This window comes from uncultured Winogradskyella sp., assembly GCF_963975125.1.
Classification (GTDB): domain Bacteria; phylum Bacteroidota; class Bacteroidia; order Flavobacteriales; family Flavobacteriaceae; genus Winogradskyella.
This window is the reverse complement of the sequence record NZ_CAXBGB010000019.1, coordinates 1-20,576: the sequence shown is the minus strand read 5'-3', so window position 1 is coordinate 20,576 and position 20,576 is coordinate 1. Positions and strand designations below refer to the sequence as shown.

20 protein-coding genes are annotated in these 20,576 nt (G+C 32.4%); 4 read left to right on the top strand and 16 right to left on the bottom strand.

Features of this window, described 5'->3' with window-relative positions; genetic code table 11:
* Window positions 1–2 precede the first annotated feature (2 nt).
* The 15 genes from AAC053_RS04495 to AAC053_RS04425 all read right to left on the bottom strand — a co-directional run bounded on the left by AAC053_RS04495 (window position 3) and on the right by AAC053_RS04425 (window position 16,560).
* A complete protein-coding gene (locus AAC053_RS04495; protein WP_339753321.1) occupies window positions 3–893 on the bottom strand; it encodes a DUF6268 family outer membrane beta-barrel protein in 891 nt (296 codons plus the stop codon).
* A gap of 9 nt (window positions 894–902) precedes the next feature.
* Complete coding sequence (locus AAC053_RS04490; RefSeq protein WP_339753319.1) at window positions 903–1,727, bottom strand: mechanosensitive ion channel domain-containing protein; 825 nt, start codon at window positions 1,725–1,727, stop codon at window positions 903–905.
* A 1-nt stretch (window position 1,728) separates the two neighbouring features.
* Window positions 1,729–3,042: an ABC transporter permease gene (locus AAC053_RS04485; RefSeq protein ID WP_339753316.1), complete on the bottom strand. Its 1,314-nt coding sequence runs from the start codon at window positions 3,040–3,042 to the stop codon at window positions 1,729–1,731.
* Window positions 3,043–3,044: 2 nt separating this feature from the next.
* Window positions 3,045–3,971 (bottom strand): ATP-binding cassette domain-containing protein, encoded by a 927-nt coding sequence (locus tag AAC053_RS04480; protein ID WP_339753314.1) that lies wholly within the window; start codon window positions 3,969–3,971, stop codon window positions 3,045–3,047.
* Window positions 3,972–4,213: 242 nt separating this feature from the next.
* Complete coding sequence (gene dnaJ, locus AAC053_RS04475; protein WP_339753312.1) at window positions 4,214–5,338, bottom strand: molecular chaperone DnaJ; 1,125 nt, start codon at window positions 5,336–5,338, stop codon at window positions 4,214–4,216.
* Window positions 5,339–5,389: 51 nt separating this feature from the next.
* Window positions 5,390–5,935: a nucleotide exchange factor GrpE gene (locus AAC053_RS04470; RefSeq protein WP_339753309.1), complete on the bottom strand. Its 546-nt coding sequence runs from the start codon at window positions 5,933–5,935 to the stop codon at window positions 5,390–5,392.
* A gap of 741 nt (window positions 5,936–6,676) precedes the next feature.
* The gene (locus AAC053_RS04465) at window positions 6,677–7,096 is read right to left on the bottom strand and encodes a LuxR C-terminal-related transcriptional regulator (RefSeq protein ID WP_339753306.1); all 420 of its coding nucleotides are present in this window, start codon (window positions 7,094–7,096) and stop codon (window positions 6,677–6,679) included.
* A gap of 121 nt (window positions 7,097–7,217) precedes the next feature.
* Entirely contained in the window at window positions 7,218–7,655 is a 438-nt protein-coding gene (locus AAC053_RS04460; RefSeq protein WP_339753304.1) for a lipocalin family protein, read from the bottom strand.
* Between the two features lie 126 nt (window positions 7,656–7,781).
* Entirely contained in the window at window positions 7,782–10,613 is a 2,832-nt protein-coding gene (locus AAC053_RS04455) for a T9SS type A sorting domain-containing protein (protein ID WP_339753301.1), read from the bottom strand.
* A gap of 98 nt (window positions 10,614–10,711) precedes the next feature.
* Window positions 10,712–12,034 carry a DUF5723 family protein gene (locus AAC053_RS04450; RefSeq protein ID WP_339753299.1) on the bottom strand — a complete coding sequence of 441 codons (1,323 nt, stop codon included), beginning with the start codon at window positions 12,032–12,034 and terminating at the stop codon, window positions 10,712–10,714.
* Window positions 12,035–12,114: 80 nt separating this feature from the next.
* Window positions 12,115–12,942: a hypothetical protein gene (locus AAC053_RS04445; protein ID WP_339753295.1), complete on the bottom strand. Its 828-nt coding sequence runs from the start codon at window positions 12,940–12,942 to the stop codon at window positions 12,115–12,117.
* A 12-nt stretch (window positions 12,943–12,954) separates the two neighbouring features.
* Window positions 12,955–13,575 carry a response regulator transcription factor gene (locus AAC053_RS04440; protein ID WP_339753293.1) on the bottom strand — a complete coding sequence of 207 codons (621 nt, stop codon included), beginning with the start codon at window positions 13,573–13,575 and terminating at the stop codon, window positions 12,955–12,957.
* Window positions 13,572–15,308, bottom strand: a complete 1,737-nt coding sequence (locus tag AAC053_RS04435) for an ATP-binding protein (protein ID WP_339753291.1) — start codon at window positions 15,306–15,308, stop codon at window positions 13,572–13,574. The genes AAC053_RS04440 and AAC053_RS04435 overlap by 4 nt, the downstream gene beginning before the upstream one ends.
* Before the next feature lie 31 nt (window positions 15,309–15,339).
* Window positions 15,340–16,026, bottom strand: coding sequence for a hypothetical protein (locus AAC053_RS04430; protein ID WP_339753288.1), 687 nt, complete (start codon window positions 16,024–16,026; stop codon window positions 15,340–15,342).
* A 348-nt stretch (window positions 16,027–16,374) separates the two neighbouring features.
* Window positions 16,375–16,560 carry a hypothetical protein gene (locus tag AAC053_RS04425; RefSeq protein ID WP_339753285.1) on the bottom strand — a complete coding sequence of 62 codons (186 nt, stop codon included), beginning with the start codon at window positions 16,558–16,560 and terminating at the stop codon, window positions 16,375–16,377.
* 49 nt (window positions 16,561–16,609) lie between these two features.
* On the opposite strand from AAC053_RS04425, the gene AAC053_RS04420 reads away from it, so the two are divergent.
* Entirely contained in the window at window positions 16,610–16,999 is a 390-nt protein-coding gene (locus tag AAC053_RS04420; protein ID WP_339753283.1) for a nucleoside triphosphate pyrophosphohydrolase family protein, read from the top strand.
* A 79-nt stretch (window positions 17,000–17,078) separates the two neighbouring features.
* Here the strand turns inward: AAC053_RS04420 and AAC053_RS04415 are convergent, their stop codons facing one another.
* A complete protein-coding gene (locus AAC053_RS04415; protein ID WP_339753280.1) occupies window positions 17,079–18,146 on the bottom strand; it encodes a branched-chain amino acid aminotransferase in 1,068 nt (355 codons plus the stop codon).
* Between the two features lie 107 nt (window positions 18,147–18,253).
* Here AAC053_RS04415 and AAC053_RS04410 point away from each other — a divergent pair, with 107 nt between their 5' ends.
* The 3 genes from AAC053_RS04410 to AAC053_RS04400 form a co-directional block, all read left to right on the top strand.
* Window positions 18,254–18,760, top strand: a complete 507-nt coding sequence (locus tag AAC053_RS04410; protein WP_339753277.1) for a DUF4920 domain-containing protein — start codon at window positions 18,254–18,256, stop codon at window positions 18,758–18,760.
* Window positions 18,761–19,456 carry a tRNA (5-methylaminomethyl-2-thiouridine)(34)-methyltransferase MnmD gene (gene mnmD, locus AAC053_RS04405; protein ID WP_339753274.1) on the top strand — a complete coding sequence of 232 codons (696 nt, stop codon included), beginning with the start codon at window positions 18,761–18,763 and terminating at the stop codon, window positions 19,454–19,456. It begins immediately after the preceding gene.
* Between the two features lie 220 nt (window positions 19,457–19,676).
* Window positions 19,677–20,576: TIGR01777 family oxidoreductase (locus tag AAC053_RS04400; protein WP_339753271.1), on the top strand; the 900-nt coding region annotated here is incomplete at its 3' end.

Here is a 20,576-nt window from a genome sequence, read left to right as displayed (position 1 = left end):
AATTATATTTTAAATTTTAATCCGCTTCTAAAATAAAAAGCATTTAAATCATTTAACTTAAAAACGTCATCTCTGTTTTCGTCTCTTAACACATTATTTAATCTAAAGGTGTACCCAATATAAGAATATGCTACTAAATGTTTTGTAAAACAATATTCGTACCCAAATCCACCAACTGCAACTGAGAGTGAAATATTATTCACAATCTTACTATTAACTAGCATTGACTCTTGAATATTTGCAAAGTAACCATCTAAAGTGGCAAATATTTGTAGCATACTCTTTTCACTAAAGAAGTATTTAAGGTTGGATTTTGGAGCACCTGCACTAAACGACCATTTATTATTAACACGTCTGTAATAACTAACAAATGGGAGAGGATATGGGACACCAACTGTTGTATTATAGGTTAACCCTAATACTAAACGATAAGGTTTAGCTATATCTTTAGCGTCAGTTCTGTCTTTAATTGCAAAAACACCACCATTTAAAAACAAGTCGTCCGAGGTGAGTTTTTTTGTCAATGTAGAAGCAATTCTTGGATTTACCTTAACGCCCAATCTCCACATGGATTGCGACTTAAATGTATAAGCTATATTCAAATCAATTATATGCAATTTCCTTAAAGGCTCAGTGTTAAAAGGATATTCATCTTCTAGATTTAAAATGATTCTATTGTATTCTCCGCCGATAATTAAATAATTCTTATCCCTAATTTTTATTGGGTAATTCACCAAAGCTCTTAGTCTTGTGTATTGATCTTCTGAATTTGTACTAGGAATAAATGAATACTCTAGTCGTGCTAAATCTGAAAGTTGAGCCTTAACTGAATGAATACAACACATAGTAACTATAGCGAGTATTGCATAACATTTAGATAAGCGTAAAATCATCTAGGTCTTCTATTTTTGAATAATATGGATATCGCGTTGAGGAAACGGAATAGTAATATTGTTTTCTCTGAATAAACGATCTATTTCAAAACGAATATCACTCTTTGGAAATGTAGCCTTAAAACTATCATTAAGCGTAATTATTAACTTAAAATTTAATGAACTATCTCCAAAAGACGTAAAAACCACAATTGGTTCTGGTTTTGAAATAACATCTGGATGGGCTTTTGCTACTTGTAATAATATTTTCTTTACTAACTGAACATCACTTCCGTAAGCTACACCAACCTCAACATCTTCTCGTGTTAGTGTTCCATTTTGTGTCCAATTGTATAATGAATTGGTTAAGTATAAATGGTTTGGTATTACCACTACTTTGTTATCTATAGTTACAGCTCTTGTAGTTCTTAACTTTATTTCTTCTACTCTTCCCACCTTGCCATCTAATTCAATAATATCACCAACATGTACAGATTGATCTACTAAAATAAATACACCAGAAATAATATCCTGAAATAGCGTTTGGAGTGCCAAACCTACACCTATTAAAAGTGCCGCAGAAGCTGCAAATACTCCGGTTACATTAACTCCTATGGCATGAAGCGTAATTAATAGAAATATAAGATAGATTATCCATCGCACATAAGAAAAGACTGTATCAAATTTAGCGCGATCATTTTTAGGTAAATTTCTAGTTGTAATTTTCCTGATAAGCTTTAAAAAAAATGTAGTTAAAAGAATGACAAGTAAAACAAATAGCATTCCTTTAACACTAATAGAAATAGTGTCTGTTAATTGAAACGAATAATTTAATATTTCATTAACCTTTTCCATATTAGTACTTTAACCATTTAAATAACTCCTTGTATGTTGGCTTTTTACCATACATTAATATCCCTACACGATAGATTTTTGCAGCAAACCATACTGCAAATATAAAAGTACCAATTAAAAGTAATAGAGACAAGCCTTGTTGCCATAATGGAACACCGAAAGGAATACGCATTAGCATTACTACAGGTGATGTAAATGGAATAAACGAAAATACAGTTGAAACCGTGCCATGAGGATCTTCTATAACCGTAAACACGCCAACATAAACTGCTAAAATCAATGGCATTAATATGGGTAACATAAACTGTTGTGTATCTGTTTCATTATCTACAGCAGCACCAATTGCTGCATATAACGAACTGTATAATAAATAACCTCCAATAAAGAAAAATATAAAAGCGATTACAAGATTAGCAATAGGCAAATTGCTGATTGCAATGATTAAATTTTCTGCCATAGCTTGTGCACCTTCTGCTTGTAAAGCTTGATTCATCATTTCTTGCTGTGGTGTTTGCACTTGTGTTAAATCAATACCAAAGATAAAAGACACAACCAACATTAAAACACCACCTAAAATCGTCCAAATAACAAACTGAGTAACTCCGGCTAAAGATGTTCCTATAATTTTACCCATCATTAATTGAATAGGCTTTACTGAAGAAATAATCACCTCAATAATTCTACTTGTTTTTTCCTCAATAACGCTTCGCATTATCATGTTACCATAAATAATTATAAACATAAACAACAAATAACCAGCTATACCTCCAAATGCAAGCTTAACAACATTATCTATCTTAGAGCTTTTCTCTCCATCAAAACTTTCTTGGGCAATATCTATATCTGTTTTAGAAGCTTCAATTTGAGCGAGAGTAACTCCGTCTTTTTGAAGTTTTATTTCTCGTAATCGCTTTTCAATTTTACGTTCTAATACAGACATAATAGATATTGATGGAGACTCTTCAGAATAAAACTTTACATTCTTAGAAAAAACATCTAATGAATCTACTGCAGCAATATGTAGCAGACCGTAATCTTCTTTTTTCTTAACTAAAGCGATGGCATCTTCTAAATTTAGGGCATTTAGATTGGTGTAATTTGTATTTTCTGTATTCTGAAAAACATCTTTTAAATAACCTGTTTCATCTAACACAGAAATAGTACGTTGCTTATCGTTGTTTAGTTGAGATAGATAAGCAACTACAGCAATCAACGCAATCATTATTAATGGGCTTAAAAATGTCATAACAATGAACGACTTGTTCTTAACCTTAGTTAAGTACTCTCGTTTTATGATGAGTGGTAAATGGTTCATACTTAGTTATTTTTTACAGTTTGAATAAAAATATCGTTCGCAGAAGGGATGACTTCTACAAAATGATGTACTTCTGCCTTAGCGGTTAAAAATGAAAGCAAATCATTTGGAGAGGTATTGTCTCCTATATTAATATTCAACTTAATATCATCATTTAAATTTTTGAAGGTTGCAGGAAGCACATCAAACGTATTCTGAATTTCAGAAAGCACCTTATCTTTATTTGCAGATTCTATACCAACTTCGAAGGTATTGGTTTTGTATTGACGCTTAATATCATTCAATTTTCCATCTAAAACCTTATTAGATTTATGGATTAATGCAATATTATCACATAATTCTTCAACGGATTCCATACGATGCGTCGAAAAAATCACAGTTGCTCCTTCTTCCCTTAATTGCAAAATTTCGTCTTTTATTAAGTTTGCATTTATAGGGTCAAATCCAGAAAAGGGTTCATCAAAAATTAATAGTTTTGGTTTGTGTAAAACAGTTACCACAAATTGTATTTTTTGAGCCTGGCCTTTACTTAACTCTTGAATTTTCTTATTCCACCAATCCCCAATTTCGAGTTTATCAAACCAATATTTTAGTCGGCTTTTTGCTTCAGATTTACTCAAGCCTTTTAATTGTGCTAAATACAAACATTGTTCGCCAACTTTCATAGACTTATACAAGCCGCGTTCTTCTGGCAAATAACCAATGTCTCTAATATGATCTGATTTAAGTGGTTGGCCATCTAATAAAACAGAGCCTTCATCTGGCATTGTAATTTGATTAATGATACGAATTAGTGTGGTTTTTCCTGCTCCGTTTGGTCCAAGAAGACCAAAAATACTACCTTTTGGTACGGCAATAGAAACTTTATTTAGTGCTCTAAAATCTCCATAGTTTTTTGATACGGAATTAGCAACTAAGAGGTTATTCATTTTTAACTAAATTTTTATCGTAGGGTTAGCATGTAAATATATTAAATGTTATTGCGTTTTAAAGAATAAATATCATACAAATTATGCATCATTTATTAAGGCAAAACGTTAATTCTATAAAAACAAAACCCACCCTTATGGTTAGACAAGGATGGGAAAAAATTGCTATGAAAAAGAAAAATTACCGCTAATTAGCATTAGCGATAATTCAAATATAGTATTTTTTCTTAAAAAGAGGCTTTTTATGAAAACATATCTTTCACCTTTTCAAAAAAAGATTTATCCGAACTTTCTGGCTTTGGCTCAAAATGTTCGTCTTCTTTCATACTTTCAAAAAAATCTTTCTGTTTTTTACTTAAAGTCTTTGGTGTCCAAACATTTACGTGAACGAGTAAATCTCCTTTACCATATCCATTTATGCTAGGAATGCCTTTACCTCTAAGTCTTAAAATTTTACCAGATTGTACGCCAGCTTCAATTTTAATTCTCACTTTTCCAGTTACAGCATCTATTTCTTTCGAAGTGCCCAAAACAGCATCAGGTAAACTAACATACATATCGTAATGCAAATTATCTCCTTCTCGTTTTAGCGTCGGGTGTTCTTCTTCTTGTATGGCTACTAATAAATCACCAGCAATACCGTTTCCTGGAGCATCATTACCTTTGCTCGTAACTTTTAGCTGCATACCGTCAACAACACCTGCAGGAATTTTCACCACTACGGTTTCTTCAGCTACTTTTAAACCTTGTGCATCAGCATCTGATGGTTTTTTATCAATAGTCTGACCAGCTCCACCACAAGTAGGACAAGCAGCAGAAGTTTGCATACGTCCCAAAATGGTGTTAGTAACTCTAGTAACTTGACCAGCACCATTACATGTACTACACGTTTTGTATGTAGTTCCTGGTGCTTGAATTTTACGCTTTACTTTAATTTTCTTCTCAACACCATTAGCCACTTCTTCTAAGGATAAATTAACACGAATACGTAGGTTACTTCCTTTAACGACACGTTGTCTGCCACCTCCACCGAAGCCATTGAATCCGCCACCTCCACTGAAGCCTCCTCCGAAGATGTCACCAAATTGGCTAAAGATATCATCCATATTCATTCCGCCTCCACCGAAGCCTCCACCACCACCTCCTTCAAAGGCTTGGTGACCAAACTGGTCGTAACGTGCTTTCTTATCAGCATTACTTAATACTTCATAAGCCTCTGCTGCTTTTTTAAATTTCTCTTCTGCTTGAGTATCATCAGGATTTTTGTCTGGGTGAAACTTTAAAGCCATCTTACGATAAGCCTTTTTTATCTCAGCGTCAGAAGCGCCTTTGCTTATACCTAATATGTCGTAATAATCTTCTTTCATCGAATAATTTATTATTCATTTCCACAAAAGTGGAAAACTCTTCTTTTAATATTATTGTCCAATAACCACTTTAGGAAAACGAATTACCTTCTCTCCTAACTTATAACCATGCTCGACCACATCAATGATTTTACCTTTTAAATCTTCACTAGGAGCTGGTATTTGCGTTATAGCTTCATGATCATCTGCATTAAATGTATCACCTTGTCTTACCTCTATTTTAGATAAGCCTTTTTGCTCTAGTGTAGTGATGAGTTTATTATAAATTAACAGTACACCTTTTCTTAATTCTTCTGCTTCTTTATCGTCTTCTATATGCGCTAAAGCACGCTCAAAATCATCTAAAACTGGCAACATAGACACCATAAGGTCTTGACTCGCTGTTTTAAATAATTCGATACGTTCTTTTGTTGTACGCTTTTTATAATTCTCAAATTCTGCGAACAAACGCATAAACTTATCTTTCTCTAAAACCAATTGGTTTTGCAACTGTTCTTCTGCAGATCTTTCTTCTTTTTGTTCCGTTTCAGCAGTTGCCGTTGCTGTATCTTCTAGCTGTGGTTCTTCCACTTCTTTGTTTTTATTTTTTTTACTCATTTTGAGTTTCGTTTTTAAATCTTCGATTTAGAGATGACAAAAGTACTGCCATTATTATAAAAATGTCAAAATGTCATTAACATTTTTTATAAGACTTTATCTTTTCTAATTCTTGCCTTTGCAGACTTAAAATAAAACTGACCTAAAAACATCATTTTTAATAATTTTTACTTTAGTAACATTAATAGCTAAAAATAAAGAAGCTGCAATAACAAATGTCTCAGCTGTAAAATACCGAGTCAATTATTAACAAGTCTATATTGAATGGTAAAGTTTTAAACCAGCGGGTTTTCACAACGGAACAATTGTAATTAAAGAAAGAGCAGCAAATGTTAATGCTGGAACTAAAGGAAGTGGAAATTTTGCGAGTGATATGAATAACATCGTTTTTACTGATATACCTAAAGAGAAAAGGTAACACCAAGCTTGTTAGTCTTTTAAAAGATGATGTTTTTTTTGATGTAGAAGCTTACCAAACGTTCATTTAGAAATTACCTGTATTGAAAACATAGAAGGCAAACTATACTTTCTGGTAAATAAACGTTAAAGGAGGCTACGAATAATATTAGCTTCCCAATAACAACAGAAATAAAGAGTGGTCATTTAAGACCGTTCTTTATTTATATGCTATTATTTCACTAGATGTTTTTTATTTACACTAAATCGTAGTAAAAGTGCATTGATTGCTAAAAGAATTACAAGTAGTATCATATTCATTTATTTTCTATATCATCGTTTGTTCTAAAAATTGTCATCACCATTACCATTTTGGTATTGCATACTATATTGCAATGCAACAGCGAATAAATTTTCATTACTATTGAGCTTAAGTTTTTTTCTAATATTCTTTCGATGTGTTTCTACTGTTGATTTACTTAAGTTAAATTCATTTGCAATATCGATGTTTTTTAAGCCTTCTCCAATAAGTAAAAATACCTGTTTTTCTCGTTTGGTTAAATTGTTTTTATTATAAACTTTTGTTTGACTAAGCACTCTTAAAGATTGAATTAAATTATCGATAAGTTGTTTATTGTTATGAATGGATTTAGTAGCACTTAATACCGAAATAAATTCTTTGTAACTTAATGTTTTTTTCTTATCACTAAGTGTTTCAATTAGCTTTAATAATTGAAGTTCAGCTGTCATATTAGACTTTTTCATAGAGTGAAATTAGCTTTTACTTCTAAGTGAAAAAATCCCCATTACTGGGGATTTTAAATGATAGCTGACTTTTTGTTTTCCTTAGATTAATAGCAACTCAACTATCACAACTAACAACTAACTATTGTTTTGTATAGGTTTCGGTATATATATAGGTTGTACCTTCATAGGTTTCAGTTTCCTCAAATCTTAGCGTGGTATCATTAAGAGTTATAATTTCTTGAGTATTCCCCTCATCATTTGAAATAGTGCTTCCGTTAATAGTATAGTTAAAAGTATAAGTTTCAACGAGCTGACAGTTTGAACCATCCTCACCTGAAGGGTCTTCATAAAAATTAATAGTAATAGATGTTGCATTAAACTCAAAAGTTTCTTCAAAATCACAGATATAAAGGTCTGTATCTGTCTCTCCATTTGTGGTACTTGAAGTAAATTTCCATGTACCAATAATCTTGGCTTGGTTTTCTTCGGTTGTACCAGAATTATCATCATCACTACTGCAAGCTATTGCTACGATAAAAATAAATGTGATAGCATACAGTTTTTTAAAAATTTTCATAATTATAAATGTGTTAAGTTAATATGCTAGCAATATATAGAAACGATTAGCATCAAAAAATCCCCATTACTGGGGATTTTTTAATTAGCAACAACTAAAAACATCGATATACTGTATTTTTATAAATTATAGCCTCACAAACCGTTTGGTAAGAATAGAATTTTGAAGCTCTAATTTTAAAATATAAGTGCCACTTTGTAGGTTTTGAATATTCAGAGCATTAAGATTTCCTTGTAATAAATCAGAAATAACTAAACGTCCTCTCATATCGTATATAGACAATTTAGCATTTGTTAATTCTACTGTTCTAATATATAACCAGTTTTTTGTTGGGTTGGGATAAATGGAAATATCATTAATCTCTGTATCAATAAAACCTAAACTAGGATCTACTAAAAGCGAAATAGGAGCACGCACAATAATTAAATCTGGCAGTAGGGTATTTGTAATTTCACAATGGTAGATACCACTGTCTGAAATTTGAGCATTTATAATTGTATGCGTATTTGCATTTGCACCAGATATTGGATTACCATCTTTATACCATTGGTATTCATTGTTCATAACAGTATCTTCACTATCTCTGCTAATATTAGTATCATTAACGTCTAGAGTAATATCTACACCAGGAGGAGATTGTATTTCTTCTTCTAGATCTAAAGTGCGTTGTGGTGAATAACTAATAAAAGTATAAGGGACACCATTATTTATTAATGGCTCTAAATCACTAAAATCAAAAAAGTTATTTTCAACTGTAATTTGCGGTGATGGATTTATATTACCTGAGAAGTCTGGTAGAGGTCCTACTAAATCATTATCGTTTAAATATAATTGAGCTAAATTAGTTAAACTGCTTAAACTGTTAGGGACTTGTCCATTAAAGCTATTGCCTCGTAAATCTAATTTAAATAGATTTGTTAAGTTGCTAAAAGATGCAGGAATAGTTCCTGTAAAACTTTGACCATTACCCGCAAAAGTGCGTTCTCCAAAGAGTGTTATATCTGTTAAACTAGTAAGATTACCCATTGTAGATGGTAAATTACCTGTCATGCCTGTAGCTATGATTCTAAGTTCCCATAAATTTGATAAATTACCAATACTCGAAGGGATGGCTCCTGTATTTCCTGTTAACTGTAAGCGTAACCTTTGGAGTTGAGTAAGGTTTCCTATACTAGAAGGTAATTCTCCCAATAAGCCCTGTTCTATGCCTATTGATAGCATTTCCAAATATATTAAGTCTCCTATTTCAGTAGGTAATTGACCATTCAATGCGGCATCTCCAAAAATGCTTATTTCTATAACTTTATTCCCGCGAGTCTTAATAAATTTCCATGTACCTACGGGTTCTGTACTTAACCAATTGGTGTTATCTGCCCAATTATCACCATCAAGTGCATTATAAAATGCAATTAAAGCGTCTCTTTCTTGCTGGCTTACTGGGCCTGTTAAATTTATTGGTAAACGTTGAATTATTAAATCTGGTATTGAAGTACTTGTTATTTCACAGATGTAATTATCTAAATCGTCAGGCTGTATATTTGTTAATTCGTATGTAGCGTTTGTAGCTCCACTTATAAGAATATTTGCATTGTTGAATCCACGGTCTTTATACCACTGATAGCTAACATTTGATCCTGTGTCAGGAGTCATTGTGAGCGTATAGTTAGTTCCAATTGCTGGCTCAATATTTATAATAGGATCGAAATTAGACTGTGTTGTATATCTAAAATCGGGTAGTGTAGAATTATTGGCGAAATGCGTTTCAAGATCTCCTGCCGAAAATCTATTAAAATTTACATCATATAATTCAAGAGTAGAAATCCCACTTAAATCTGGTACTTCACCGGATAAATTATTCGATCTAAAATCGGCAGTTTTTAAAAATGTCAAATCCGAAAGTGAACTTGGTAAAGTTCCTACTACTCCAAAAGTAGCTATAACCACTGATGTCACATGACCATTTTCAACAGTTACATTAGTCCACTCTGAAAGTGGTGCAGCAGTGTTCCAGCCAGCATTAAAAATCCAATTAGGTCCATCTGTAGCGTTATATAAATCAATTAATGCTTGTCGTTCTTCAGGAGTTCCATCTTGTGAAATTGTAGCCTGTACTTTCGATAATTCTCCAGGAGCATCTCTGTGTACTAATACATAGTAAGATTGACCGCTTACTGTATTTATTAACGGTTGAGTTTCAAAGGCACAATTTGAAACTACTGATAAATCTGCTTCTGAGGTTACATTAAGGTCTGCGGCCGAATATATAATAACGAAAGCATTACCTGTAATTGCTCCACCATTTTGTGGAAATAATAAAAATTGGGCAGTACCATTGGTTGTTGCGGTAAATTTATAATAGACTTTAGCAAAAGTACCAGTTCCACAATCAATGGACTCTACTCCGTTTGTTGTTGCTAAATCTAAGCGTAAATTTTCATCATTAAAGTTTACCTCTGTTATTTCAATAGCATTTTCTATTAAATCGTTTGGAGGTATTGTGGCAAAAGTAAATGAAATTTTAGATAAGGTATTGGCATCAACCCTATGCACTTCAAGATAATAGGATTGTCCAGTTGTAACTGTTACAGTTCCTGTCTCTCCAAATTGGCATGCTGAAGCAATATTAAGCAGTGATTCATCCGTTTGGTTTAAATCTGGCGCAGTATAAAAAATAACAAATCCTTGAGTAATAGGATCACTAATCATATCTGTAAGCACCGCACTAACATCACCATCACTGTTTGCAGTGAATTTATAATACACTTTTGGATATATACCAGTAGCGCATCCTCCTGCATCTATACTAGTAGCAGTCGCCAAATCTAAACGTATATTTTCTTCACTATAATTTGATGGATCAATTTCAATAGCGTTTTCAATCAAGTCATTTGTGGGAACTTGAGCAAAAGAACTGTAAGTAAACAGTAGGGCTGCGAAAAAAAGTAATAGTAGTTTCATAATAACAAGAATTAATTAATAGTCTTATAAACCTACAAAACGACTTAAAGCCAAAAAACCCCCAGTAATGGGGATTTTGAGATCTAATTTATAATATATTATTTTCTATAAAAAGGAATTTTAAGCCCTACATATACATCTGTTGTCTTAGAGCTATCTGATAACAAATTAGTGAAAATTGAGCCAGAACCAACAGTTAAAGATCCTAATCTAAAGCCACCACCAAAAGAGACATCTCCATATTGTCTAAAACTAAGTGGTGCATAAAAACTAAACCATTTGGTTTCTAATCGAGGTGCTATAGTTACTGTATTAATCACAGAATTACTAAGCTCTGTGCCATCTTTAATCATAGACAAATCTGCCTGAGCGCTAATAAACCATTTTTTAGTTAATCTGTAATCTACAAGTAAATGTAATGCGGTTGGTAAATTTATTTTTGTCGCTTTTTTAGTTTCTACACCTGTATAATTCCCGTCCAAAAAATCTTCAGTATCTTCATCGAAACTAGAAGCATCTACTGTAGCATTTAAGTCGTATGCAGTAACAATTGCATCGTCATAATTAATAGAACCTATATCTGTAACCGAAACACCTATTTTTAATTTGTAAGGGTCTTTATAACTTGGTACAGAATCATTTTCTCTATTAGGATGCCACTGATAAGTAAAACCAATATCTAAGCCAAAACCAGCTGTAAGATCACTAAAATCTATATCACCATCTTCAAAATCTCGACTAGTGCCATAATTTAATTCTCCCTGTGTAGTTAATGTTTCTGTCGATGCTATATATTGTCCTTGCATTCCTGGACTATTCATAAAAACACTTCCACCACCTTGAAGATATTTTAGGGTTACTCCTCCTTTTAAAAGGTGGTTAGTCTTATCTACGAGTATTCTGCCATAAGCAAGACCTATTTCTGCCCAAGCATGTATGGTTCCGTTTAAGTTTGGAGAATTGAATTCGAAATCATCATCAGTATCAAACTCATCAGCTACGGTTTCATAAAGTTCACCATTTATATTATTAATATTAAAGTTTGCTCTTACTCTACTTATTATTGCGATACTGCTTCTTTTATTAAGGTTGAACATAAAAGAAGGCCCAAGAACATCAGCATTAAAGAAAAAATTATTGTCGTTACCTGGGAATTTTTCAGTACTCTCATCAAAATCAAATCCACCATCAGAACTAATAATATCGCTAACATTAATACCGAAATAATCACTACCTCCAAAAATACTGGCAGAGAATAAATTAATGTCAGTTCTTAAGTTGGATCCTACAACACTAGATGGATTATAGGTGACTCCTTGGACACCAGAATAATTGTCAATTGCATGACCTATATAGCTTTGACCACTGGCTAATGTTGTAATTAAACCGAAGATACTACGTAATAAAATTTGTTTTTTCATTGTTGGTTATTTTAGTTAATAGTTATACTAAAGTATTCAACGTAAACTGAAATGAAATACCTAATACTGGGTATTTTTAATTAGCCTTTTAGGTTTTTGTTTTTGGTAGTAAATATGTTATAACCTAAACCAACACCTAACCAAGGCAAGGCGTTATAATCCCAGCTTTGACCAATTTTACCACTAGCGTAATCCCAACCTGTAAACAAACCTATTTCGAAATCATTATATTCAAACATTAGACCTATAAAAGGAGTTAGAGTGCTTACATTAGTTTCGGAAGTAACCAATGAATTGTCAGTTGTAAGTTTTGATGAACCAACGCTAATTCCACCAAAAAGACTTAAATAGCTAGTGCCACTGGTTGATATACGTCTTCGGATCCCTGCAGTTAACCCAATGTTCACATTGCCTTCAAAATCGAAGTAGCGTTTTTTATCGTCTCCATCCTTGCCATCGCCTGGCCGAATTTTAATAGGTATAGTAACAGCAGTACTAACAAAACTCCATTTGGGTTTATCTCCATCATATACTCTTGAATAATTAATCACTTGGAATTCCGTAAGACCGAATAATCTGTTTTCAAAATCTGTGTCATCAAAAATTTTAATTACAAATAATTGTCCACTAGAATCTTTTTTTATGATTTTAAACAAAGCATTTTGAGGTAATTCTATTCTAATTCCCTTCGTCTTTACTTCTGGCTGATCGGCTACAAATTCTAAAATTGAAATATCCGTTCTGCCACTTAATGTAGAAAGACCTGTGACCTCTGTTAATTCTAAAGCCTTAGTTTTCTTTGTTAATTCGTAGAAGTAACCTAATTTAATATCATTTTGACCATATCCTTGGTATTGAGAAATAAAAATGAAACTAATAAATAGTAATGTGGTTATTACATTTTTCATATCGGTAAGGGTTTAAAATTTATATTTCTTTTCTATGGCAAAACGCATTAATTCTCCTTTACCTTTAAGCCCAAGAATTCTAATCATGTTTTTACGATGTGTATCTACTGTATGCAAACCTATAAAAAGGTCGTCTGCAATTTCTCGAGAGGTTTTGCCTTGGGCTATTAACCCTAAGATTTCTATTTGTCGTTTGGTTAAAACACCCTTGGCTTTTTTATTAGTATCATTCTCTGCATTAGCCTCTATATTGGCATCAAAGTAGGTGTTGCCACTATACACAGAGCGCACTGCTTTTAAAACTTCCTCTAAGGGTGAATTTTTAAGTAAATAACCCGAAGCACCTGCATTTATCATTTGCTGTATAGCCTCTTTTTGATCGAACATGGTAAAGCCAAGAATTTTAGTATGTGGTAGCTCGTTTTTTATTAGCTTTGTTGCTGTAATACCGTCCATTTTAGGCATTCTAATATCTGTAATAACTACATTAGGCTGTTTTAAGCGCACCAAATCTAAGAGTGCTTCTCCATCATTTGCAGTGCCAACGATTTCAATATCTTCCTCATATTCTAACAATAATTTTATACCATCTATTAGTGATTGATGATCTTCTGCTATGGCTATTCGTATCATAATGGTATGTCTATTATTACTGTTGTTCCTTTATTTTTTTCTGATTCTATAGTCAACGTACCATCCAAATGCTCTACACGTTTATCGATACTACTAATTCCCATGCCTGTATTTGTTTTGGTAATTTGTTTTGGATTAAAACCTTTACCATTATCTTCTACCATAATATTAATGCTATCCTCGTGGTTTGTAATATGTATAGTTGCTTCTGTTGCTTCAGCATGTTTTATAACGTTTGTAATAAGCTCTTGGATAACTCTAAACAAGGTTAACTCCAGGCTATTCTCTAAACGGTTATCTAATCCATAATCTAAAACCTCTATTTGTATTTTGTTAGAGACAGAAACTTTACCTGCCATATTCTGTACAGCTTTTAGTAAGCCTTGTTTAGCAATTACACCAGAGTTTTTGGCATGTGCCACAGAGCGTACTTTTTGGTAAGCTTCTTCAATTAAGTTATTAGTTTTATCAAAAAGCTCTGGCGAGTCTTTATCTTTTAAGGCATTAAAATGAAGCTTCACAGTTGCCATAAGCCCACCTAAATCGTCATGCAAATCATTTGCAATACGTTGTCGCTCTTTTTCTTGGCCTTCTATCATAGCATCAATAGATGTCAATTCTTGTTCTTTTAAGACAGTTGCTAATTTTTGAGATTCTAAGGCTTTTTCTTGTTCTGCTAGCTTTTGTTTACGTTTGGTGTTTTTTTGGATGAGGTAAAAAATGACGCTGCCCAATATTAATAGACCTAAGGCACCAAACAATAAGTTTCTATTTTGTAACCGTTTAGCTTCACTCTCGAGATTATCTGCTCTAAGTTTTTCGTTATCATATTTTTCTTCAATATCTGTAATGCTTGAATTTTGTTCTTTTAAATTAATGATATCTTTTATAGAGTCATATTTGTATAAATAATCATAGGCATTTATCCAATCTTCTTTATAATAAAAAGTAGCATCCATATTTGAGTAAAGGATTTTTTTACTCTTTCTATTTAATTTGGGTAATTCTAATTGTTCCGCTTTATAATAATATTCTAATGCCTTCGTATAATCTTTTTTCCTTCGATAAGCATTACCAATGTTGTTATAAATATTAAATTCAGTATTTAAATCCGTATAATTAAATGTGTCCTTATAATAGTTTTTTAAAGCATATTCGTAATAAAATATTGCCGAGTCTTGGTTTTTAAATTTCCGAGAATACGTTGAACCAATATTAATAGATACATTAATTTTCATTTGAGTGCTGTCTATCTCATTAGCTAATTTTAGGGCCTTAAAAAAATAGAATTGAGCAGAGTCTTTATTGTTATGTTTTAATTTATCAACACCATAATTGGTGTAGTAAGATGCAAACCATTTTTTTGATTTAGACAGTTTAGCATAGGAATATATTTCATGCAGATATTTGTCTTTGCTAGTCTCTAAATTATTTTGACTATCTAATAGCAAGTATATCTCTAAATTAATTTTTGCGATGTCTTCATAAGCATTTTCATTTCTATATAAGTCTAGAGCTTTTTTATAATAATTTAGAGCAGTATCTTCTAAATTTAGATTTTCGTAAGACTTAGCAAGAATGAAATTTATTTTAGCTAATTCTATGTCATTTTTAGCTGTTACTCCAGATTCGCTAATTTTAATAATTGTTTGATAATTTCCATTATTGTATAATGAATCAATTTCCGTAATAGAAGCAAAAGTATTCTCTTGCCCATTAGTAAAATTGGGCAAGAGAATACATAAAAATATAAGAAGTTTAAACCTATCCACCTGTTATGATATCGCCTTCTTGTTCTCTTGGTTTAAAAACTGGGTTTCCGTTGGCATCTAGAGCCATAATTTCTTGAGGTAATGTACACTTGTTATGACTATAGGCTGTTTCCTTTTTGGCACATTCTATAAATGCAGATTTTTCGCTGGCATCAATAACGTCTTCATTTATTATATAAACTTTGAGATTACCGTCTTTTAAATGTTTTTTTGATAAACCAGTTATTTTTGAAATTTTTAAATCTGCAATTAGTTTATGAGAAACGATATTGCTAGTACTAGTAATTAAACCATTAGACAAATGTATTACAATGGCATTATAATTTCTTTTATTATTATAATCGGAAATATTAAAAACATCTAATATTTTCATGTTTTCATCTGAATTCGGAATAACAACATGAATATTATCGCTTGTTATTTTAAAATTATTTTCGCTTTCTTTTAATACGTGTTTTTTTTCGTACGAATCGCCATCTTCAAGTGGTTTATTAACTTGATTTGTGGGTACATAGGCAAAAGATTTCATGTCATTAGAAGGAACTGAGATGCTAGAATCATCAGACTTTTCCTTTTCCTCAGTTTTTGGTTCAGATATAGAATCTGTTTTTTTATCACCTTTGCAAGACAAAATCGTAAGGCATAATGATAAGATTAGTAAGGTTGAATTTTTTTTCATTTGTACAGGGTTTTAGTTAATTAATAGCTCAAATATGCAACCAAGAGATGAAACAAAACATACCCAGTATTGGGTATATTTAAGTCATTAAGTTATAAAATATTTAGGAATTAACAGGAAAATTAGGACAATAACCCTTTTTAAGCGTCAATTAAGTGTTTGATAATGGCTTTATTGTAATAGACATTACTCAGTTTTATTTTTACTTAAAAGCGCCAATATCACAATAATAAGTAACAAGACTTATATTATATAAACTATAATCATAGTGCTCTTTATAATAGAACAACATAAATAGAAAAATCTCTGAATATCTAACTTATTGTAAGTGGAATTTGTAGTCTAAGCTTACATAAAAACAAACTTAATTGCAGCAATCATACTGATAAAGCCAATAAAAGCAATTAGTACCCAAACGGTGCCTTTGTAATACTTTTTATGAAGTTTAAAATCCTTGCGATATTGATAGGCAATAACGATAGCAAAAGCTATAAAAAATAATATTCCAAAAATCAATTGACCAGTACTAAACATTAGTTTATTTTTATGCAAAAATAGGAATTAAGCGACTAATAAAACAACTATGCAAGACAAAATTAATGCAGTAAAAGCGTTTCATACCGCATTTAAAATTGGTTACAGAGAGACACCAAAAGCGGACTTAGGATTAGATAAAAACCTGTTACGTTATAAACTAATGCGCGAAGAAAATGAAGAATACCTTGAAGCTGCCAATGCTAACGATTTGGTAGAAGTTGCAGATGCTTTAGGTGATATGCTCTACATCTTATGCGGTACAATTATTGAACATGGTATGCAACATAAAATCGAAGAAGTCTTTGAAGAAATACAGCGTAGTAATATGAGTAAATTAGGAGAAGGTGGAAAACCAATATACAGAGAAGACGGGAAAGTTTTAAAAGGACCTAACTATTTTAAGCCTCATATTAAAGAGATTTTAGAATCAAAATAAGTTATTAACTTGTCTAAACTTTTGGATTCAGTCTATTTTTTGTTGGCTTTTTTTTTATTATAAATCACATTTTAAGTGATTACTTTACTTCGTATCTCCAGCCGTGTATGTCTTCAGATATATTATGCTGAATGTTTAATAATGTCTGTTTAAATAATTTGCCGTAAGAATCTTCTGTATCTGCAATTTCAAAGAGTTCGTCTTGATGCTGAAATGCCGAAACCGGACTAATAACAGCTGCTGTACCAACTCCAAACACTTCTTTTAAACTACCTTCTCTAGAAGCCGTTTTAATTTCTTCCACCTTAATTTGTCTTACTTCACAATCTATACCCAAATCACTTGCTAACTGAATAACACTTTTACGCGTTACACCATCTAAGATTCTATCGTTATTTGGTGCTGTAATCAATTTGTTGTTAATTCTAAAAAAAACATTCATCGTTCCTGCCTCTTCTAGATACGTATGTGTATTAGCATCAGTCCAAATAATTTGTTGAAACCCTTGTTCTTTAGCCAAACTTGTTGGATAGAATTGTGCTGCATAATTACCCGCAGCTTTTGCAAACCCAACACCACCATCTGCAGAACGACTGTATTGCTCTGCTATTAGCACACGTATGGCCGAATTATAATAAGACTTGGCTGGTGAGCAAATAATCATAAACTTGTAGTTATTTGCAGGAGATGCAGATATTGCAGGTTCTGTAGCAATAACAAAAGGACGTAAGTAAAGCGAATTACCAACACCAGGTTTAATCCATTCGCTATCCAATTTTAATAAGGTTTCTAACCCTTTAAAAAAATAGTCTTGCGGAAACTCTGGCATTGCCAAACGTGAAGCAGACTTATTAATTCTTTTAAAATTCTGTTGAGGCCTAAATAAAAAGGTTTTTCCATCTTCATCCTTGTATGCTTTCATCCCTTCAAAAACAGCCTGTCCATAATGAAACACTCTTGCAGAAGGCTCAAAAAACAAGGCCTGATAAGGCATAATTTTAGGTGTTTGCCATTCTCCATTTTCATAATCACAAACAAACATGTGATCTGTAAATACACGACCAAAGTCTAAATTGCTAAAATCGACACTGTTAATTTTAGAAGTTTCAGATGTTTCAACTACAATATTGTCTGTATGAATAGCCATAATTTTGTCTCATTTATTTGTCAAAAATACATAATCGGTAGCGTTAAAAAAAGGTAATATTCCCTTTAATTGTGTAAATTTGTAATTGAATTTGAAACCTATCAATAATGAATAAAATACTCTTATTTATAGTCGTTGGTTTAACTATTGTTTCTTGTAAAAACGAAACAAAAACCACTGAGAAAAACATAGAAGGTGTAAAAAAAGACATCGCCTATGCGTCCTTTGGAATGGAAATTAATGATGCAGACGCTCTAACATCTGAACGTATGATGGAGCAATACAAAGGCTTAGAAGCTGGAGATACTGTACTTACTAAAATGTCTGCTAAAATTGTAGAAGTATGCTCTAAAAAAGGTTGCTGGATGACTTTAGATATGGATGGCGAAAATAAAGTGATGGTTAAGTTTAAAGACTACGGGTTTTTTATGCCTTTAGATACTAAAGGTGATGTTGTTGTTAACGGAAAAGCATTCGTTACAGAAACTCCTGTCGATGAATTAAGACACTACGCAGAAGATGCAGGTAAATCTAAAGAAGAAATCGATGCGATTACAGAACCTAAGTTAGAATTCCGTTTTGAAGCTGACGGAGTTTTACTTAAAACGGAATAGGTGATACGAAAAATAATCACCACATCTGATGGTTCTAAAACCATACAGATAGAAGATTGGAATGAGCAATACCATTCAATTCATGGTGCGATACAAGAAGCAAACCATGTGTTTTTAAAACATGGTTTACTTTTTTATTATGACAAATTCTGTCTCCTTGAGCGCAGTCGAAACGCTAAAGAAACGAACGTACTAGAAATAGGTTTCGGTACAGGTCTCAATGCATTTATTACCTTAATTGAAGCAGAGAAGCTAAATTTAGCCATCAACTATGTTGGTGTTGAGGCTTATCCTGTTGAGCTAAATGAAATTAATCAGCTAAATTATGTTGAGCTTATCTCGGAAAAACATGCTACAATTTTTGATAGAATGCATGAGGTATCTTGGGAAGACCAACACCAAATAACCTCAAACTTCCAATTAGAAAAGCAACAAAAATTCTTTAAGAATATTACAGCAGAAGACACTTTTAACATCATCTATTTTGATGCGTTTGGTGCACGAGTTCAGCCAAATTTATGGACAGAAGATATCTTTACTATAATGTTTAAAGCACTTAAAAATAAAGGTGTTTTAGTAACGTATTCTGCAAAAGGCAGCGTGAGACGTGCCATGCAAGCGGTTGGGTTTACTGTTGAGCGTTTACCTGGCCCTCCAGGTAAACGAGAAATGTTGAGAGCAACGAAAAAGGCTTAAATACTTCTGTACTGTCACTTCGAGTGATTCCGAAGGATGAGGAATTGTATCGAGAAGCATTTATAGTGATAATGGTTCTCGATACAAATTTTATTCTCTATCGAGTATAAAATTCACGAGAACTGACGGAACGGTTTACGATTGTACTTTAAACGTTAAATCCAAACTAAATTCAAATCTTTCGATTTCTACCTTTCGTATCTTTACAAAAAGAAAAATAATGATCGTTTTAATTACAGGAGCGACAGGTTTAATTGGGCAAGAGATTGTAAGACAATGTCATGCTAAGGGTATTAATGTTCATTATTTAACGACCGCAAAATCTAAGCTAAGTACAGTAGCTAACTATAGAGGGTTTTACTGGAATCCCAATAATAACGAAATAGACCATACCTGTTTTAAAGGTGTTACTGCTATTATAAATATGGTAGGTGCTTCTATTACTAAACGTTGGACAGACAACTACAAAAAAGAGATCCTAGAAAGTAGAACCAATACCGCTCAACTTTTACAAGACACTATTAAAAACCATAATTACCCAATAGAACAGGTTGTATCTGCAAGTGCTATTGGTATTTATCCATCTAGCCTTACTAATTACTATGACGAAACCCATTCTAATGTTTCAAAGTCGTTTTTAGGACAAGTTGTAGAACAATGGGAAACTTCGGTTGATGGTTTTAAATCATTAGGCTGTAAAGTCGCTAAAATTAGAATAGGTTTAGTTTTAGCAAAAGATAGTGGTGCTTTACAAGAAATTGTTAAACCAATTAAGTTTGGTGCTGGTGCAGCTTTTGGAAGTGGTAAACAATGGCAAAGCTGGATTCACGTACAAGATTTAGCGGCACTTTTTGTATTTGCCCTAAAAAGCAAATTAGAAGGTGTCTATAACGGAGTGGCTCCAAATGCCGTTAGTAATAAAGAATTTATAAAAATAGCTGCAAGCGTCCTACAGAGATCACTAATTTTACCCAACATACCAAAGTTTGGGATGAGATTAATTTTAGGCGAAATGCACATTCTTTTGCTTGAAAGCCAACGCGTTAGCTCTAAAAAAACAGAAACAGAAGGTTTTCATTATAAGTATGTGAATCTGAGACCAACTTTAGAGGATTTGTTG

Coding starts and splice junctions, on each gene's coding strand:
- AAC053_RS04495 (WP_339753321.1), bottom strand. CDS start 893: ATGATTTTACGCTTATCTAAATGTTATGCAATACTCGCTATAGTTACT.
- AAC053_RS04490 (WP_339753319.1), bottom strand. CDS start 1,727: ATGGAAAAGGTTAATGAAATATTAAATTATTCGTTTCAATTAACAGAC.
- AAC053_RS04485 (WP_339753316.1), bottom strand. CDS start 3,042: ATGAACCATTTACCACTCATCATAAAACGAGAGTACTTAACTAAGGTT.
- AAC053_RS04480 (WP_339753314.1), bottom strand. CDS start 3,971: ATGAATAACCTCTTAGTTGCTAATTCCGTATCAAAAAACTATGGAGAT.
- dnaJ (WP_339753312.1), bottom strand. CDS start 5,338: ATGAAAGAAGATTATTACGACATATTAGGTATAAGCAAAGGCGCTTCT.
- AAC053_RS04470 (WP_339753309.1), bottom strand. CDS start 5,935: ATGAGTAAAAAAAATAAAAACAAAGAAGTGGAAGAACCACAGCTAGAA.
- AAC053_RS04465 (WP_339753306.1), bottom strand. CDS start 7,096: ATGAAAAAGTCTAATATGACAGCTGAACTTCAATTATTAAAGCTAATT.
- AAC053_RS04460 (WP_339753304.1), bottom strand. CDS start 7,655: ATGAAAATTTTTAAAAAACTGTATGCTATCACATTTATTTTTATCGTA.
- AAC053_RS04455 (WP_339753301.1), bottom strand. CDS start 10,613: ATGAAACTACTATTACTTTTTTTCGCAGCCCTACTGTTTACTTACAGT.
- AAC053_RS04450 (WP_339753299.1), bottom strand. CDS start 12,034: ATGAAAAAACAAATTTTATTACGTAGTATCTTCGGTTTAATTACAACA.
- AAC053_RS04445 (WP_339753295.1), bottom strand. CDS start 12,942: ATGAAAAATGTAATAACCACATTACTATTTATTAGTTTCATTTTTATT.
- AAC053_RS04440 (WP_339753293.1), bottom strand. CDS start 13,575: ATGATACGAATAGCCATAGCAGAAGATCATCAATCACTAATAGATGGT.
- AAC053_RS04430 (WP_339753288.1), bottom strand. CDS start 16,026: ATGAAAAAAAATTCAACCTTACTAATCTTATCATTATGCCTTACGATT.
- AAC053_RS04425 (WP_339753285.1), bottom strand. CDS start 16,560: ATGTTTAGTACTGGTCAATTGATTTTTGGAATATTATTTTTTATAGCT.
- AAC053_RS04420 (WP_339753283.1), top strand. CDS start 16,610: ATGCAAGACAAAATTAATGCAGTAAAAGCGTTTCATACCGCATTTAAA.
- AAC053_RS04415 (WP_339753280.1), bottom strand. CDS start 18,146: ATGGCTATTCATACAGACAATATTGTAGTTGAAACATCTGAAACTTCT.
- AAC053_RS04410 (WP_339753277.1), top strand. CDS start 18,254: ATGAATAAAATACTCTTATTTATAGTCGTTGGTTTAACTATTGTTTCT.